Origin of the sequence: Maribacter sp. IgM3_T14_3, assembly GCF_049603095.1 — a bacterium.
GTDB lineage: Bacteria > Bacteroidota > Bacteroidia > Flavobacteriales > Flavobacteriaceae > Maribacter.
In genome coordinates this window covers 2557315-2575207 of record NZ_CP187138.1, presented here as the reverse complement: position 1 = coordinate 2575207, position 17893 = coordinate 2557315, and the positions used below count along the sequence as shown (strand labels likewise).

The window sequence follows — 17893 nt, the reverse complement described above, 5'->3', positions numbered from 1 at the left end:
TATCCATTTCTTAGGTATGCTTATATTTGTAAAAATTATAAACTGTTGAGTCATTCTTCTATCCAACAACGGTATAATCAGTCTCCCCAGATAGGGAAACTGCAAAATACTATTGCCGTTTCTGAAAATTCAGGAACCAAAAACATTCAATTAAAAGGTCTCGTAGGATCATCACTTTCTTTCGTACTTTCTTCCATCTTCAAAACAGAAGACCGTCCGTTCTTGGCGATTTTCAATGATAAAGAAGAAGCTGCCTATTATTTAAATGATCTAGAAAGCCTTATTGGCGAAGATAATGTGCTTTTTTACCCAGGTAGTTACCGAAGACCTTATCAAATCGAAGAAACGGATAATGCCAATGTGCTTTTACGTGCAGAGGTTTTAAATAGAATTAATTCTAGAAAAAAGCCAGCGGTAATAGTTACCTATCCCGATGCACTTTTCGAAAAAGTAGTTACCAGAAAAGAGCTAGACAAGAATACCCTGAAGATGAAATTGGGCGATACACTTTCGCTAGATTTTTTAAACGAAATTTTATTCGAATATAAATTTAAGCGGGTAGATTTTATTACTGAACCTGGCGAATTTTCGGTTCGTGGTGGTATTGTAGATGTTTTTTCATTCTCGCATGACGAACCCTACAGAATTGAGTTTTTTGGCGATGAAATTGATAGTATTAGAACATTCGATGTAGAAACACAACTTTCGAAAGAAAAGGTAAAATCAATTACGATTGTGCCCAACATGGCCGACAAGTTTTTGATAGAGAAAAGGCAGAGTTTTTTGACCTATGTATCATCCAAAACCTTACTATTTGCCAAGAATACCGATTTTCTTTATGACCGTTTAGATGATTTTTTCGAAAAGGCAAAAGAAGCGTTTACAAAATTATCAAAAGACATTAAGCATGCCGAACCCGAAGAGTTATTTATGGGCGGTGCTGAATTTAGAGAACAACTTTCTGGCTTTACACTTTTAACGCAAGATGCAAAAAGAGATGCCGTTGAGGTTGTTGAATTCCACTCAAAACCACAACCTTCATTTAATAAAAAGTTCGATTTATTAATTGAGAATTTAAATGGATACAAAGACCAAGGCTATACCAACTACATCTTTTGTGCCAGTGAGCAACAAGCCAAACGTTTTCATGACATTTTTGAAGAAGTCAACGAACATGTTCATTATCAAATAATTGTATCTCCGTTATTTCAAGGTTTTATAGATGATGATCAAAAATTGGTTTGTTATACCGATCATCAGATTTTTGAACGTTACCACAAATTCCATTTAAAGAACGGTTATGCGAAAAAGCAGGCAATTACTTTAAAAGAACTGAACAAACTTGAAATCGGTGATTACGTTACCCATATTGACCACGGTATAGGTAAGTTCGGCGGATTACAAAAAATTGATGTTGAAGGCAAAAAGCAAGAAGCCATAAAATTGATGTATGGTGAACGTGATATTTTATACGTTAGCATACATTCTCTCCACAAAATTTCAAAGTTCAATGGTAAGGATGGTGCACCACCAAAAATTTACAAATTAGGTTCTGGTGCGTGGAAAAAAATCAAGGAAAAGACCAAATCGCGTGTTAAGAAAATTGCGTTTAACCTTATTAAAATATATGCGAAGCGAAGGCTAGAAAAGGGATTTCAATATAACCCAGATAGTTATTTGCAGAATGAACTAGAGGCTTCGTTTATTTATGAAGATACTCCCGATCAAAGTACCGCTACCGAAGATGTAAAGAGAGACATGGAAAGTGAGCGCCCTATGGATCGCTTAATATGTGGCGATGTAGGTTTTGGTAAAACAGAGATTGCAATTCGTGCTGCATTCAAAGCAGTAGATAATGGTAAGCAAGTAGCCGTTTTAGTACCAACCACCATATTGGCATTTCAGCACCACCGAACCTTTTCTGAACGGTTAAAAGATATGCCTGTTACAGTAGATTATCTGAACAGATTTAGAACAGCAAAAGAGAAAAAAGATACGATACAGCGATTGGGCGAAGGCAAGGTCGATATCATTATTGGCACCCATCAACTGGTGAATAAAAATGTTCAGTTTAAAGATCTCGGGTTATTAATTGTTGATGAGGAACAAAAATTTGGGGTTGCCGTAAAAGACAAATTAAAGTCCATCAAAGAAAATGTAGATGTTCTTACATTAACAGCAACACCGATACCAAGAACACTTCAATTTAGTTTGATGGCTGCTCGTGATCTTTCTACGATTACAACGGCACCACCAAACAGATACCCTATTGAAAGTCAGGTTGTACGTTTCAATGAAGAAATTATACGAGATGCCGTTAGTTATGAAATTGAACGTGGCGGTCAGGTATTCTTTATTCACAATCGTATTGAAAATATAAAAGAAGTTGCCGGTATGATCCAGAGATTAGTGCCCGATGCTAAAGTAGCAGTTGGTCACGGTCAAATGGAGGGTAAAAAACTAGAAGCTTTAATGCTTGGTTTCATGAATAGTGAGTTCGATGTTTTGGTATCGACCACTATTGTAGAAAGTGGTCTAGATGTTACAAATGCCAATACAATTTTTATTAATAACGCCAATAATTTTGGCTTGAGCGATTTGCATCAAATGCGTGGTCGTGTAGGTCGTGGTAATAAAAAGGCATTCTGTTATTTCATTACTCCGCCTTACGAATCAATGACCAATGACGCACGTAAACGTATTGAAGCTTTGGCGCAGTTTACCGAATTAGGCAGCGGCTTTAATATTGCCATGAAAGATTTAGAGATTCGTGGTGCTGGCGATTTGCTAGGTGGTGAACAAAGCGGATTCATTAATGAAATCGGTTTTGAAACATATCAGAAAATATTAGCTGAAGCGATAGATGAATTAAAAGAAAACGAATTTAAAGACCTTTATGAAGAGGTTGAAGGCAAACATGAGAAGGTGTTCGTTAAAGAAACACAGATAGATTCTGACTTTGAATTACTTTTTCCTGACGATTATATTAATAATATTACCGAAAGGTTAACGTTATATACAGACCTGAACCAGGTAAAAGACGAAGCTGCGCTTCAAAAATTTGAAGCACAATTAGTAGATCGTTTCGGTGAATTGCCAGATCAGGCTGCAGATTTACTTAACTCGGTCCGTATAAAATGGATTGCAAATAGCATCGGTTTAGAGAAAATTGTAATGAAGCAAGGTAAAATGATCGGATACTTTATAAGTGATCAACAATCTGAATTTTATCAAACTTCGACATTTACAAGAGTTTTACAATATGTACAATCTCACGCCCAACAGTGTAAAATAAAAGAAAAAAAGACCCGAAACGGATTACGATTATTACTAGTTTTCGAAAACATAAGATCTACCGACAGGGCCTATTTGGCATTAAAGCCATTTGAAATAAAAGAAAAAACAATTGCATAATATGGAGTTTGATATTTCAGAAAAGTTGGCTATGGTACATTTAATCGATTCGGTTATTGTAGCCGATGGTGAAGTGCATAATGGCGAAATCAATGCTTTGGCGAAATTAATGTCCATCATCGATTTTGATAGTAATTTTTTAATTCAGGCACGTAACATCGATTTAGAGCAAAGTGTACATATCTTAAAACAAATGCCTGAGGATAAGAAAAGTAAACTGGCCCAAATATTAAAAGAAGTAGCTATATCTGACGGATATATTCATGAAAAAGAAAGTGATGTTATACGACATGTCTTCTCTGAAATAGGGCTCTCTAAAAAAGCATAGTAAGTATCAAATTAACAAGGGCAATTATCTTCGCCTCGCACATGTTATCAGCTACTACTAGTAACTTTTAATAAGGTTGTAAAACTACTTGCACAACTATATTAAAAAGTATCACCGTTTTCCTTATCTTTCAACTCCAAAATAAAGATAATGGAGTTTGAAGAGTTTGTAAAAGCAGCCTTTGTAAAAATGATTTATGAAGTAATAGAGGCAGATGGTAAAATACACCCGGCCGAACTAGAAACTTTGAACAAACTAAAAAGCGTCATTGGTTTTAACGACGCATTTTTAGAGCGTGCAAATTTGTTAGATTATGACAATGCAATAGTTACACTTTATAATTTACCACACGATCAAAAGAAAGCACTTGCCGACATTCTTGAAGAAGTTGCCATTGCCGATGGTGCCATTCATAAAAAAGAAATGGACCTTATTATTGACACTTTTATTAATATTGGATTAGGAGAGGAAACAGAGTAATGGCTAGTATAATAGAATTTACACAAGAAGAAAAATTAGCCGTTGTAAAAATGGTAGACTATGTTATTCTAGCTGATAGTAAAGTTGACCCTGCCGAAATGCGATACCTAACAGAATTAATGGAACGCTTTTCTTTTGATAGTTTCTTTGTTGGGCAAGCTCGAAATCTAGACAAAGCAAAAGCCTACAAAATTCTAAACCTGATGTCTTTAGACAAAAAGAAAGTATTATCTAATCTTTTAGAAGAAGTGGCAATTTCTGATGGATTTGTTCATGAAAAGGAACTACAAAAAATAGCTGAAGCCCTTGGTCACATGAAAATTGAAAGGGAATTTTCATAAGCTTTTTAAAATTACACCTCACAATTGCCGATTGATTATTACTTTTATTCTTTAAACAAGGTATTCTTCGCTTATTAAATAATCAATAAAGGATTATCATAAATAGAATAATTACATTTTTAGTATGTTGCTATACATAGTGGTCCGATAATTGTCTTTATAAAATCATGAAAGTTCTCATTAGTTTTTTTCTTCTTTTTATTTGCCTAAGTATACAGGCACAAGGTTCTATTTCTGGTAATTTTTCACCTCCAAAAGATTTCAAATGGTTAATCGCCTACGAATTGACACCAAATGGTGAACGTTATAGTGTCGATACCGCTGTAAAAGATGGTTCTTTTACATTAGAAATGCCAGCTACTGCCCAAGCAGGTATTTACCGCTTAGTTTATGCAGTACCGCAAGATGAATTTTATATCGATGTTATTTATGATAAAAAAGAGGATGTAAAATTTAATTTTGATCTTGAAAACGGATTAACAATTACCAATTCTGAGGAAAATAAATGGTACCATGAATATTTTTCTAAAGTTACTGCTGCGCAGGACAAGCTGATAGAATTTTATGAAACCCAAAATGAACCAAACAAAGAATACACTGGTATTATTAAAGAGATAAATACCATACAAGCATCTTTTGAAGAAAAACATGCGACTACTATTGCCCATAGATTCATTAAAGCGAACAGAAGCTATATTCCTGCTGAATTCGAAAACCTAGAAACTTTCTTAAAGCATAAAAAGCAGCATCATTTCGACAACTTAAATAGTACTGATCCTATTTTACAAGGCTCTAATTTTTTGACTGACAAATTCGCTTCTTATGTTTTCTCAGCACTTCCTGCTGATATTTCTACTAAAGACATATTAGAAAGTGAAGTAACTAAAAACGTTAAGACTACTGCTGAATATATTGCTAAAACACCAATTGGCTTTCAAGAAAAGGCACTGCACCAATTATGGAAAATTGCAGATGCCAATGAAATGGGCACGGTACAAGATTACATATTTAAAAATTATTTAAAAAAATTGGCACAGACTAATAACAATCAAAAATTGGTCGATGAAATTGAAATGGCATCTCGCCTAAGAATCGGAGCAATTTCCCCTGATATTACTTGGGTAGCGAAAGGCAAAAAACACTCGCTATTAACCATGGAAAAAGCCGAGAATTACTTGCTTGTTTTTTGGAGCAGCACATGTTCTCACTGTTTAAAAGAACTACCGGCTTTACATAAAGAATTAAAAGATTTCGATAACCTTAAAATTGTTGCTATCGGTTTAGAAGATGATGATGTAAACTGGAAAGAGGTTTCTGCAACATTACCAAATTTTAATCATGCTATAGCATTAGGTCGATGGGAAAGCGACTATGCACATACTTTTGGTATACAAAGCACACCTACCTATTTTATATTGGATAGTGAAAAACGATTTTTGGCAAAACCAGAGTCTGACAAAGAAGTTGTAGAGTTTTTAGAAAACTAAAGCGCTTTTAAATCCTTTATTGTTTTAAAGGCAATATCTACTTGATCATCGTTTACTAGAATCGTAAATTCATTGGTTGTTGAGATTACTTCGTAAAGGACAATGCCTTCCCAAGCTAACCTCTGAAAAATAAAGTAGTAAATACCAGGTACCGAAACATTCTCAGCAGGTAATTTTACCGTAATCGATGAAAGTTCCTCCGCTTTTTGAGTACACTTTTCATCTTTAAACAGTTTCTCAACTGTTTTATCCATTACATTGCTAATTACTATGTTGATTTCGTTTACACCACGGCTAGAGGTATAGAAAACATCTTGATTATTGTTGATCTCTTCAAGCAACTTAGCTTGATGTACCAATATTTTATCTGAAGCTAAAAAAGTATAATCGGTAAGCGAAGATCTTACGGTGATTTCACCAATATTCTTCAATACTTTTAGAATTTTATGGGTTGCCCTAAATTCCAAATCATCAGACAGGCGTTTCAATGCCATTACAATTGCGCCATTACGAATGTCTTTACCTAATTCATGCTCAATCTCTGGTTTCACTATTCTAGATAGCGATGTAAGATTGATGATGCCCTGTGCTAGAGCACTTTGTAAAAATGGCTTTTTCTTAATGTACTCTTCAACGACTGATGATATTGTTTTCATTTTACTGTATGGTTGTTGTGCAAATATAACAACTTGTTATAAATAAAACAAAATGTTTTTTAATAAATCTACTATTTTAGTAGATTACTCAGAAATGGTAAAAGGCAGATTCTAAATGTTCTAGCTCAAATTGGCTCTTATTTTTAAGAATGGTTATGATATCAAAACGTACCTCAACGTCTAAGTTATTATCGGTAACATAATGGTCGGTCGCCATAACTAATAGCTTAATTTTTTTAGGTGTAACCGTCTCAGCAATATTTTGAATAAAATCTGAACTTCTTGAACGCACTTCTACAATTGCCAAAACATCTCCTTTTTTAGCTATAATATCAATCTCAGCTTTTAGGTATCTATAATTTTTATACTTAATGGCATACCCATTTTTTTTAAGATAATCTACCGCTATCTGCTCTCCTTCTTTACCAAATTCATTGTGTTTTCCCATGGTGTAGTTCGTAAATTGTGTAATTCATCGAAAAAACAGGAATTTCATCGCCTTTTTGTCAATAAATCTCGTTATTTGAAATCTTATTATCGAAAATAGATGGTTTTAAATACTATACCAAATTTCGAAACGTTTAGCATAGAAGCCCCAACTCTACGAACGTAATACAAATGCCAATTTAAGAATATGGAATATTTCATTAATTGTAATACTTCTACTCTTGCTCCGTATACAGCTAATTTAGATCAGCTAAGAGCAGCTCATTTATACCGCCGATTAGGTTTTAGTGCCTCTGTGGCAACTATTAACCAAGCAACGGGTCAATCTGCCGGTGCATTGGTAGATAGTTTAGTAGATGAAGCTTTGAATATGACTCAAATAGCGACACCTACTTGGGCAAATTGGAACAACGACAACTACCCTGCAGATAGTGATGCAAGTAATCAACTAAAGAGAGATCAAAAATCTGAATTTCAATTGGCTTATGCCAATGGTCTTTTGAACAACAATTTAAGAGATCGGTTAAGCTTTTTCTGGAGCAATCATTTTGTTACTGAATTAGATGTTTACAACTGTAATTCTTTTTTATATCAATATATAGACTGTCTTCAACGCAACTCTTTAGGTAATTTTAAAACTTTTACTAGCGAAATTGGGTTAACCAATGCCATGTTATACTACTTAGACGGCGTGTATAATAATGGTAACAACCCAAATGAAAATTATGCTCGTGAATTATATGAGCTATTTACTTTGGGTGAAGGCAACGGGTATACTGAAGAAGATATTATTGAAACAGCAAAAGCCTTAAGTGGTTATGTAGAACGCGGCGAAGTTGGTTGCTCAGCTGTAGCCTTTGATGCTACTAAGCATGATGAAAATTCCAAAACCATATTAGGACAAACTGGTAATTGGGGATATGATGATGTTATCAACATCCTCTTTGAACAAAGAGCTCCCGAAATAGCTGAATTCATCTGCCGTAAATTATATGAATTTTTTGTACACCCAGATTCTAAAGATGATGCCAACAACGCACAAATGATTATTGACGGCATGGCTGCCACATTTGTAACCAATGACTTTGAATTGGCACCGGTGTTAAGACTATTATTTAAAAGTCAGCACTTTTTCGACGATGAAGCTATTGGAGTAATTATAAAGAGTCCGGTAGATTTTTATTTTAACGCCCTAAACGAATCGGGCTTTAGTTATACAGACACGAATGTTGCCGAAATGGTCAATTACAGTGCCTTATTAAGTCAAAAAATATTTGAACCTTTTGATGTTGCCGGTTGGCAAAGAGACAGGTCTTGGATCAACACCAATTTTATGATTGGGCGTTGGCTTACCATTGAAAGCATATTAGAAGAATTCTATATGGCCGACAATGAGCAATTTAGAACATTTGGACTCGAAATATCAGGAAATACAGGTTTAACAAGCTCAAACCCCGACGAGGTTGCTAGACTAATTATAGATTTCGTTTTAACTAAGGGACTTCTAAACGAAGAAGAATATGCCAAAGCATTTGCCATATTCAGAAGTGATGTAGAAGATGTTTACTACAATGGTGGTAATCAAGAATCATGGACGCTGGCTACTTGGCAACAAGGTCCGTTTCAAGTATACCTCCTTTTTCAGTATTTAGCTAGACAACCTGAGTTTCAATTAAAATAACACCTACTCTTATGTGCAACACACACCACTCCCCATTTAAAGGTCTTCAACACGAAGGTCATGATGAAGAACATAAAACATGGAGCAGACGCTCTTTTTTACAAGCAATGGGCATTGCGGGCTCAGGCTCAATGATGCTAGGTGCAAATATGTTATCGGCATCTGCCCCATCGCCATTATCGGCGGGCATATCAGCTGCAGAAACAGATAATATCTTAATACTTATTCGCCTGTCTGGTGGTAATGATGGATTAAGCACGGTCATACCTATAGAACAATACGATAGTTATGCCAATGCAAGACCTAATATCTATATACCAGAAAGTAAGGTTTTAAAATTGACCGATGAATTTGGTGTACCATCGTACATGAGTTCTTTGGCTCCAATGTGGGAAGAAGGTCAGTTTAAAGCAGTGCATGGTGTAGGTTATGAAGGACAAAGTTTATCTCACTTTACAGGTTCAGATATTTTTGCGAATACAGACATAGAAACTACAGGGTTCAGTGGTTTAAATACCGGATGGATGGGTAGGCATTTTGAAAACATGTACCCAGATTATTTAGTTAATCCCCCAGCGGCACCAGCTGCCATACAAATTGGACAGTTTGGTAGTTTGGTATTTCAAGGAGATGAAACCAATTATGCATTTGTAACTTCTAATGTTGATCAACTAGAGGAAATTGCAGAATCTGGCGTTGTCTATGGTTTAGATGATACCTTATTCAATGACTGTATGTACGGTGATCAGTTGAAATTTTTGAGAGGAGTAGCCAATACAACTTATGAATATTCTGGTATTATACATGATGCTTACACACGTGGGCAAAATCAAGTAGAATATCAAGACAATAGTTTTGCACGCCAATTGGCACTTATAGCAAGATTAATAAAAGGTAACCTTGGCACAAAGGTGTATATGATTTCAATGGGCGGTTTTGACACCCATGGTAATCAACCACAGGCACATGCCAATTTAATGACTAATTTATCTGTTGCGGTAAACAACTTCTATGAAGACATAGCTTTTACCCAGCAAGACGATAAAGTATTAAGCATGACCTTCTCTGAATTTGGACGACGAATTTTTGAAAATGGTTCTAATGGTACCGATCACGGTAAAGCAACACCGACCTTATTTTTTGGATCAGGTTTAAATGGTAGTGCATTTGTTGGCGACCACCCAACTCTAGACGATCCAGATGGACGAGGAAACCTGGAATATACGATGGATTTTAGAGATCTTTACGCCACAGTTCTTGCAGAATGGCTTTGTGTAGACGTACCATTGGTAGAAGCACATTTATTGAACTACAAACCATATGTACCAGTAGACTTAGGCTTTAGCTGTAGCGGAGAAGTTTTTCCTGATATTGCGTATAGCGATGGTGAAGTTACACCACCTGTTTACCCTGATGAACAAGCAGAGACTCCGTTTAACCCAGACTTAATAAATGCCGTTGTACACAAACCTTTTTATCCAACGGATAGTACACCACATATCTATTTAGAAATGCCATTTTCGGCACATGTAGATATTGAACTTTTTAATATTCTTGGTCAGAAAGTCGGCACCGTTTTTAACGAAATGATGTTCGAAGGTTCTGCCGAAATAAATATACGAGAGCGCATGCCCGAACAGCTATCAACAGGTAAGTACATTTATCGTATAAGTGTACAAAACAAAAAAATGAGTAAATCAGTGATGGTAGCTTAATCTGTTTCCCAAATGTAAAAAGCCCTATTCAAAATACTTGAATAGGGCTTTTTATTTATGTCAATTTCGAGTTGTTCATTTTGGACTCAAATCTTAGTTCTTTTTTAACTCTATGGTTTTTGTCTTTATAAAGCCGCACAACATCATCTTTACTTGTTTGTGCATCTTTTATTCCTGTATTAAATTGTTCTAAGCTTTCATCAAGCTTTAACTTTCTTGAATTACCAACAGCCATAACATCTATGTTTTAGTTAATAAATAGGTATTTTCTTACATTATAACAGATTCTAAATGTTTTTAGTATAAAATATCCATGAACGACATAGTTAGAATCGGTTAAAATTTTCATCTAGTAGCTTACTACTATCTTAAGTAATTAGTAATTCTCCCTTCAAATTCAGTATTTTTGTAGCTTAATTTATTTTGATGTCCGATATTAAAACACCCTCTAGATATACGATTACTGCAGCGTTGCCATACACAAATGGTCCAATACATATTGGTCATTTGGCCGGCGTTTATGTACCCGCAGATATATACGCCCGTTACCTAAGGTTAACTGGTAAAGATGTTGCCTTTGTTTGTGGTAGCGATGAACATGGCGTTGCCATTTCTATGAAAGCTAAAAAAGAGGGCGTTACACCAAAAGATATTATCGATAAATACCATGCAATTATTAAGCAGTCTTTTGTAGATTTTGGAATAACGTTCGACAATTATTCAAGAACATCTGCAAAGGTTCATCACGATACGGCTTCAGAATTCTTTATAAATCTTTATGACAAAGGAGATTTTATAGAAGAAACTACCGCGCAGTTATATGATGAGGAAGCTCAGCAATTTTTGGCAGACCGTTTTGTAATCGGCACATGCCCTAAATGTGGTAATGAAGAGGCATATGGAGATCAATGTGAAAATTGTGGGTCTAGTTTAAATGCTACTGATTTAATAAATCCGAAATCAACTATAACCGGAACTATACCTACAACTAAAGAAACAAAACACTGGTTTTTACCATTAGACAGGTATGAAGAGTTTTTAAGGGAATGGATCTTAAAAGGCCATAAAGATGATTGGAAACCTAATGTATACGGACAATGTAAATCATGGATCGATGGCGGATTAGAGCCAAGAGCCGTAACTAGAGATTTAGATTGGGGCATACCCGTTCCCGTACCAGGTGGTGAAGGCAAAGTATTATATGTTTGGTTTGATGCACCTATCGGATATATTTCATCTACCAAAGAATGGGCAGCCCGTGAAGGAAAAGATTGGGAACCCTATTGGAAAGATGAAAACACAAAATTAGTTCACTTCATCGGGAAGGATAATATCGTTTTTCACTGCATCATTTTCCCTTCTATGTTAAAGGCGGAAGGCAGTTATATTCTACCAGAAAATGTACCGGCAAACGAGTTCTTGAATTTAGAAGGAAACAAACTGTCTACTTCTAAAAACTGGGCAGTTTGGCTACATGAGTATTTGGTAGATTTTCCTGATATGCAAGATTCTTTGCGTTACACATTAACAGCAAACGCACCAGAAACTAAGGATAACGATTTCACTTGGAAAGATTTTCAAGCACGTAACAATAATGAGTTAGTAGCAATTTTAGGTAACTTCATTAACAGAGTAGTTGTTTTGACCAATAAGTATTACGATGGCAAAGTACCTGCTGCAGGTAATTTAACCGATGTAGATACCGAGACACTAGAGCAACTAGGTAAATTTCCAGATATTATTTCAAGCTCTATTGAACGCTACCGTTTTAGAGAAGCTGGTCAAGAATTAATGAATCTTGCTCGATTAGGTAATAAATACCTAGCCGATGCAGAACCTTGGAAGGTGATTAAAGTTGATGAAGAACGTGTAAAAACTATTATGAACGTTGCCTTACAAATTGCGGCTGGTTTAGCTGTTTTAAGCGAACCATTTTTGCCATTTACATCTAATAAGCTTAAGAATATTCTAAATATTAAGTTGAATTCAAAACAAGATTCGGAGACTGAGCGTAGCCGAAGTCTAAATTGGAATGATGTTTCAACAATAGAAGCATTATTACAACCTGAACATCAAATAAACGAAGCCGAGCTATTATTTAGAAAAATCGAGGATAGCGAAATCCAAACACAATTAGATAAGTTAGAGGCGACCAAAAAAGCGAACCAAAACGAAAACAAAAAACTAATGCCACAAAAAGATACCATTACATTCGATGATTTTTCTAAACTAGATATGCGTGTAGGTACCATTATCAAAGCTGAAAAAATGGCAAAAGCTAAGAAGCTTTTAGTTTTAAAAGTAGATACCGGGTTAGATGTTAGAACTATAGTGTCTGGTATTGCAGAAAGTTTTTCTCCTGAAGAAATAATTGGTAAAAAAGTTACTGTTTTAATTAACCTTGCGCCAAGAGCATTACGCGGTGTAGACAGTGAAGGTATGATTTTAATGACCGAAAATACCGATGGAAAATTGGTGTTTGTAAACCCAGATGAGGATAGTGTTGGTAATGGCGAAGGGATTAAATAAAGAACAATTTTAATTAATTAAAGAAGCCTTGGTGAATATTCACCAAGGCTTCTTATTTTAAATAGACCCCTGTTATAGCCGTAATCATGGTATTCGATTTTACAAGGGCATCGGTATACCATGAAAAAAGAAAAGAAAGAATATTAAAATCAACACAAATACCTTCTACAGCTTGATTTCAATACCTAATATTGGGTATTTTTAAAAGTTCTAAACGATTTTACATGCAATTACTGCCATATATACTTAAATATACCCAGCTACCTGAGAAGGGGATTCAAAATACTATTGAGCTTTTAAATCAAGATTGTACCATTCCTTTTATATCTAGATATCGTAAAGAAAAGACTGGTAATTTAGATGAAGTACAAGTTGGTGCTATCGTTCAATTTAAAGAACAGTTCGAAGCATTAGAAAAGCGAAAAAAAGCAATTATTAAAGCCGTTGAAGACCAAGGGGAGTTAACTGCTGAACTGAAACAAAAGTTCGTAAATTCTGAAGATCTTACTCAGTTAGAAGATTTATACCTTCCATTCAAAAAAAGTAAAAAAACAAAAGCAGAAGTTGCGCGCAAAAACGGATTAGAGCCTTTAGCAAAAATCATTATGGCACAACGTAATGATGACATTGAATTTACGGCATCTAAATATCTCAGCAAAGAGGTAGAAAATGAAGATGATGCCTTAGAAGGAGCCCGTCATATTATTTCTGAATGGATCAATGAACGTACCGATATAAGAAGTTCTATAAGATCTCAATTAGCAAGATTTGCCATTATTAGCACCAAAGTAATAGGCACTAAAAAAGATGATGAAAAGGCACAGAAATTCCGTGATTATTTTGAGTGGAGCGAGCCATTGAACAAATGTCCGTCTCACCGATTACTTGCCATTTTACGTGCCGAATCAGAGAAATTTATCCGGGTTAAAATTGAGCTAGATGACGAACGTTTACTCGATAGAATTGAAAACAGAATTATAAAAACAAATAATGCCTGCGGAAAGCAAATTGAACTTGCCATTGCAGATGCCTATAAAAGGTTGCTTTTTCCGTCCTTATCCAACGAACTATTAAAGGTAGCCAAAGAAAAAGCAGATGATGAAGCAATTGCTGTTTTCTCTAATAATCTAAGACAATTATTACTAGGGGCACCACTAGGCGAAAAACGTATTCTTGCCATAGATCCAGGTTTTAGAACAGGTTGTAAAGTGGTTTGTTTAGATGCCCAAGGTAACTTGGTACATAATGAAACTATTTATCCGCATGCGCCACAAAATGATGTTGCTGGGGCGATAAAGAAATTGAGTTCGTTGGCAAATGCATATAAAATAGAGGCAATCGCCATTGGTAACGGTACGGCATCTAGAGAAACAGAACAAGTGGTAAAGAAGGTGATTTTTAATAATCCTATTGAAGTATTTGTAGTAAGTGAAGCCGGTGCATCTATTTACTCCGCCTCTAAAATTGCCAGAGATGAATTCCCTAATTACGATATTACTGTTCGTGGAGCCGTTTCTATCGGCAGACGATTGGCTGATCCACTTGCCGAACTGGTAAAAATTGACCCAAAATCTATTGGTGTTGGGCAATACCAACATGATGTTGATCAAGGCAAATTGAAAAATTCTCTAGATACGGTTGTTGAAAGTTGTGTAAATTCTGTTGGCGTAAACATCAACACGGCTAGCGTTCCGTTACTGAGTTATGTTTCTGGTATTGGTCCGAAATTAGCCGAGAATATTGTAGCTCAAAGAAAAGAAAAAGGTGCTTTTAAAAGCCGAAAAGATATTATGGATGTGCCGCGTTTAGGCGGAAAAGCATTTGAGCAAGGTGCAGCTTTTTTAAGAATAAAAGATGCTAAGAATCCGCTTGATGATTCTGCCGTACACCCAGAAAGTTATGGTATAGTCAAGCAGATGGCAAAAGATAAAGGGACAGAAATTTTATCGTTGATTGGGAACAAAACAGTACTTAAAGAAATTGATCTTCAAAAGTATTGCACCAATGAAGTTGGGCTACCTACCTTAGAAGATATTCGCTCAGAGCTAGAAAAACCAGGTTTAGACCGTAGAGAAAAAGCCAAGGTATTTACCTTTGACCAAACCATTAAATCGATTACAGATTTACATAGCGGACAACTATTACCGGGTATTGTAAATAACATTACCAACTTCGGTTGTTTTGTAGATATCGGTATTAAAGAAAGCGGATTAATTCATGTTTCTAACCTATCTAACTCATTCGTGAAAGATGTAAATGAACATGTGCATTTACATCAGCAGATTATTGTAAAGGTTTTAGAAGTTGATGTTCAAAGAAAACGTATTCAATTAAAGCTGCATAAATAATTGAACCGATGCTGAAAATAGCGAATCACCCAATATATAAACATCCGTTACCAGAGGGCCATCGTTTTCCTATGGAAAAATATGAGCTATTACCACAGCAATTAATTTATGAAGGTACCTGCACAGAAGAAAATTTCTTTGAACCAGAAATACCAAATGACAAATATATTAGCAGTTCACGACCCTGAGTATTTCTATGATTTGTTGAACATGATGATTTCGCCTAAAATGGCACGTAAAATAGGTTTTCCACTTTCAGAAGACTTGGTAGAACGCGAACGTATTATTGCAGATGGAACAATAAAAGGATGTGATTTTGCTTTAGAATATGGAATTGCCATGAACATTGCCGGCGGAACTCATCATGCCTATAGCGATCATGGTGAGGCATTTTGCATGCTGAACGACCAAGCAATTGGCGCTAAATACTTATTGAACAAAGGTCTTGCAAAAAAGATTCTCATTGTCGATTTAGATGTGCATCAAGGAAACGGAACGGCAGAAATATTTCAGAATGACGATGCCGTTTTTACATTCTCTATGCACGGTGCAAGTAATTATCCGTTTAAAAAAGAGAAATCGGATTTAGATATTCCCTTACAAAAAGGAACCACTGATGAAACATATCTTTCAATTCTCAAGGAAAATTTACCCAAACTAATTGATACAGTTAAGCCAGATTTCATTTTTTACCTCTGTGGTGTCGACATTCTAGAAAGTGACAAATTGGGCACACTTAGTATGACATTAGAAGGATGTAAAAAACGAGACGAGATCGTTTTAAGTACATGTCACAACCTAAATATACCGATACAATGTAGTATGGGTGGTGGCTACTCACCGGACATTAAAATTATAGTTGAAGCCCATGCTAATACATTTCGATTGGCACAGAAACTGTATTTTTAATTTTTATAAATTAATCCAATAATCGTAATTAATGCAGTTTAAAAACAATTCTCTTTTAATCTTACTATTTTTTTTGAATATCAGTTTCGCTCAGGAAAAGATTGCGAGTATTACCGAAGTATATAAAAACAGAGTTATAATGCCTGACGAGATAGTACCTCTAGTAGATGAGGTTAACAACAGACTTGCGTTAGTATTACTACGAGGTAAAGAAATTAAAGGATATCTATTCAATGATAAACGAGAATTAACTGCTGAGTTAAATACAGAAGAAAAAGACAGAGAATACAAACAAATACTCGGGCAGACCATTCTAGACAACCAAGACTTCGTTGTTTTTTTAACAACCAAAAATCGACGAAAATTTGCATCGTCTCGTTTTTCATTTAATGAGAATATTGTAGAATTTAATGAGATTGATTTGGATTTAAATAATGAAAAAATTCTGCAAACAGCTGATTACAACAACAAATTTCATGTGCTAACTATTGTGCCAAAAACAGCGATTATCAATATCTATCGTTTTAATGACGGAAAAAACTACAGTAAATTCTCTATCGATTTTTCTGACCATTCATTTGTAAACCATAAACAAAAAACAGAAAATTTATATGACATGGTTACTACAAATTCTGGGTTTTATGGCATGCAAAAATCACTTGATGTTGTCAAAATTGAAACGGATAATCCAACAACTTTAGAAATAGCCAGTAACCCTACTAAAATTTATAAAAACAAAAATTACATCACGCTTACTTTCGACAGTAACCATAGTATTACACAAATAGTAGAAATTGACTTAAATACACTAAAGGGTAGTGTAATAGACATTAAAAAAGCAATGGACAATTGGGAGTATAAATATAAAAACAGTAATTCATTTTTAGACAAAGGCACTTTATATCAAATAATAAGTACTAGAAGAGCCTTTCATCTTAAAGCACAAAAAATACATACAGGTGAAATAATTAATGAATATAGTGCGCATGAAAATGAAAAAATAAGATTCAAGAACTCCTCTATTGTTCAGACCGGAGGAACCTTTGACAATCATAGAGAATTTGAAGATACCGGAAAACTACTAAGAAAATTAAACAAAGGACATTCTGGAATTGCCGTACAAAATCAAGGCGATTTAAAACTTATCTCATATGGCGGAGTTTTAGACCAAGGTACTTCACCTTCTTTTATACCTATACCCATGCCAGGTCTTGGAATTCCCATTGCTGGATTAGGTGCCGTAACGGTTTTTATCAACCCTACTTTTTTCGCATATCAATCATATACTTACACAAAAGCCATCAAAGTAGATGCATTATTTAATTCTAAATTCGAACATCAAGAAGGTACTATTACAGAAAATGTGTTTGATAAGATTGAAGCTTTCGAAGATGAAAATAGAATATCTCCAGCAGGAAGAACTGTATTTAAATTAAAAGATTCCTATATTTTAGGAAACTATGATGCTTATAAAAAAACCTACACTTTACGCTCTTTTAATCCGTAAGGTAAATAAAGACAATCGGTTAGCTAATTGATTGAATTAAAAATAATTTCA

Annotated in this window: 13 protein-coding genes and 1 pseudogene; 11 read left to right on the top strand and 3 right to left on the bottom strand. The window is 35.0% G+C overall.

Annotated elements, in window-relative coordinates; all coding sequences use genetic code 11:
• Positions 1-45 precede the first annotated feature (45 nt).
• The 5 genes from mfd (at position 46) to ACPF9A_RS11495 (ending at position 6050) form a co-directional block, all read left to right on the top strand.
• Positions 46-3414, top strand: coding sequence for a transcription-repair coupling factor (gene mfd, locus ACPF9A_RS11515; RefSeq protein WP_423997017.1), 3369 nt, complete (start codon positions 46-48; stop codon positions 3412-3414).
• A 1-nt stretch (position 3415) separates the two neighbouring features.
• The gene (locus ACPF9A_RS11510) at positions 3416-3742 is read left to right on the top strand and encodes a TerB family tellurite resistance protein (RefSeq protein WP_423997015.1); all 327 of its coding nucleotides are present in this window, start codon (positions 3416-3418) and stop codon (positions 3740-3742) included.
• A gap of 150 nt (positions 3743-3892) precedes the next feature.
• The gene (locus ACPF9A_RS11505) at positions 3893-4222 is read left to right on the top strand and encodes a hypothetical protein (protein WP_423997013.1); all 330 of its coding nucleotides are present in this window, start codon (positions 3893-3895) and stop codon (positions 4220-4222) included.
• Positions 4222-4563, top strand: a complete 342-nt coding sequence (locus ACPF9A_RS11500; protein ID WP_423997011.1) for a hypothetical protein — start codon at positions 4222-4224, stop codon at positions 4561-4563. The genes ACPF9A_RS11505 and ACPF9A_RS11500 overlap by 1 nt, the downstream gene beginning before the upstream one ends.
• A 167-nt stretch (positions 4564-4730) precedes the next feature.
• On the top strand, positions 4731-6050 hold the full coding sequence (locus ACPF9A_RS11495) for a TlpA family protein disulfide reductase (protein ID WP_423997009.1): 1320 nt from the start codon (positions 4731-4733) through the stop codon (positions 6048-6050).
• Here the strand turns inward: ACPF9A_RS11495 and ACPF9A_RS11490 are convergent.
• Positions 6047-6706, bottom strand: a complete 660-nt coding sequence (locus ACPF9A_RS11490) for an aspartate kinase (protein ID WP_423997007.1) — start codon at positions 6704-6706, stop codon at positions 6047-6049. The genes ACPF9A_RS11495 and ACPF9A_RS11490 overlap by 4 nt on opposite strands.
• An 88-nt stretch (positions 6707-6794) precedes the next feature.
• Positions 6795-7154, bottom strand: a complete 360-nt coding sequence (locus ACPF9A_RS11485; protein ID WP_423997005.1) for a YraN family protein — start codon at positions 7152-7154, stop codon at positions 6795-6797.
• Between the two features lie 186 nt (positions 7155-7340).
• Between ACPF9A_RS11485 and ACPF9A_RS11480 the strand changes: the two genes are divergently transcribed.
• Positions 7341-8834, top strand: coding sequence for a DUF1800 domain-containing protein (locus ACPF9A_RS11480; RefSeq protein WP_423997004.1), 1494 nt, complete (start codon positions 7341-7343; stop codon positions 8832-8834).
• A gap of 11 nt (positions 8835-8845) precedes the next feature.
• A complete protein-coding gene (locus ACPF9A_RS11475; RefSeq protein WP_423997002.1) occupies positions 8846-10549 on the top strand; it encodes a DUF1501 domain-containing protein in 1704 nt (567 codons plus the stop codon).
• Positions 10550-10604: 55 nt separating this feature from the next.
• On the opposite strand, the gene ACPF9A_RS11470 is transcribed toward ACPF9A_RS11475, so the two are convergent.
• Positions 10605-10784, bottom strand: coding sequence for a hypothetical protein (locus ACPF9A_RS11470; RefSeq protein ID WP_423997000.1), 180 nt, complete (start codon positions 10782-10784; stop codon positions 10605-10607).
• Positions 10785-10975: 191 nt separating this feature from the next.
• Here ACPF9A_RS11470 and metG point away from each other — a divergent pair, with 191 nt between their 5' ends.
• From metG to ACPF9A_RS11450, 4 genes and pseudogenes are all read left to right on the top strand, one after another.
• The gene (metG, locus tag ACPF9A_RS11465; RefSeq protein ID WP_423996998.1) at positions 10976-13078 is read left to right on the top strand and encodes a methionine--tRNA ligase; all 2103 of its coding nucleotides are present in this window, start codon (positions 10976-10978) and stop codon (positions 13076-13078) included.
• A gap of 224 nt (positions 13079-13302) precedes the next feature.
• Positions 13303-15426 (top strand): Tex family protein, encoded by a 2124-nt coding sequence (locus ACPF9A_RS11460; RefSeq protein WP_423996996.1) that lies wholly within the window; start codon positions 13303-13305, stop codon positions 15424-15426.
• A gap of 8 nt (positions 15427-15434) precedes the next feature.
• Positions 15435-16335, top strand: a pseudogene (locus ACPF9A_RS11455) (histone deacetylase family protein).
• 139 nt (positions 16336-16474) lie between these two features.
• On the top strand, positions 16475-17842 hold the full coding sequence (locus ACPF9A_RS11450) for a hypothetical protein (protein WP_423996994.1): 1368 nt from the start codon (positions 16475-16477) through the stop codon (positions 17840-17842).
• The last annotated feature ends 51 nt before the right edge of the window (positions 17843-17893 follow it).

Coding starts and splice junctions, on each gene's coding strand:
- ACPF9A_RS11475 (WP_423997002.1), top strand. CDS start 8,846: ATGTGCAACACACACCACTCCCCATTTAAAGGTCTTCAACACGAAGGT.
- ACPF9A_RS11495 (WP_423997009.1), top strand. CDS start 4,731: ATGAAAGTTCTCATTAGTTTTTTTCTTCTTTTTATTTGCCTAAGTATA.
- ACPF9A_RS11510 (WP_423997015.1), top strand. CDS start 3,416: ATGGAGTTTGATATTTCAGAAAAGTTGGCTATGGTACATTTAATCGAT.
- ACPF9A_RS11490 (WP_423997007.1), bottom strand. CDS start 6,706: ATGAAAACAATATCATCAGTCGTTGAAGAGTACATTAAGAAAAAGCCA.
- ACPF9A_RS11450 (WP_423996994.1), top strand. CDS start 16,475: ATGCCTGACGAGATAGTACCTCTAGTAGATGAGGTTAACAACAGACTT.
- ACPF9A_RS11460 (WP_423996996.1), top strand. CDS start 13,303: ATGCAATTACTGCCATATATACTTAAATATACCCAGCTACCTGAGAAG.
- ACPF9A_RS11485 (WP_423997005.1), bottom strand. CDS start 7,154: ATGGGAAAACACAATGAATTTGGTAAAGAAGGAGAGCAGATAGCGGTA.
- ACPF9A_RS11480 (WP_423997004.1), top strand. CDS start 7,341: ATGGAATATTTCATTAATTGTAATACTTCTACTCTTGCTCCGTATACA.
- metG (WP_423996998.1), top strand. CDS start 10,976: ATGTCCGATATTAAAACACCCTCTAGATATACGATTACTGCAGCGTTG.
- ACPF9A_RS11505 (WP_423997013.1), top strand. CDS start 3,893: ATGGAGTTTGAAGAGTTTGTAAAAGCAGCCTTTGTAAAAATGATTTAT.
- ACPF9A_RS11500 (WP_423997011.1), top strand. CDS start 4,222: ATGGCTAGTATAATAGAATTTACACAAGAAGAAAAATTAGCCGTTGTA.
- ACPF9A_RS11470 (WP_423997000.1), bottom strand. CDS start 10,784: ATGGCTGTTGGTAATTCAAGAAAGTTAAAGCTTGATGAAAGCTTAGAA.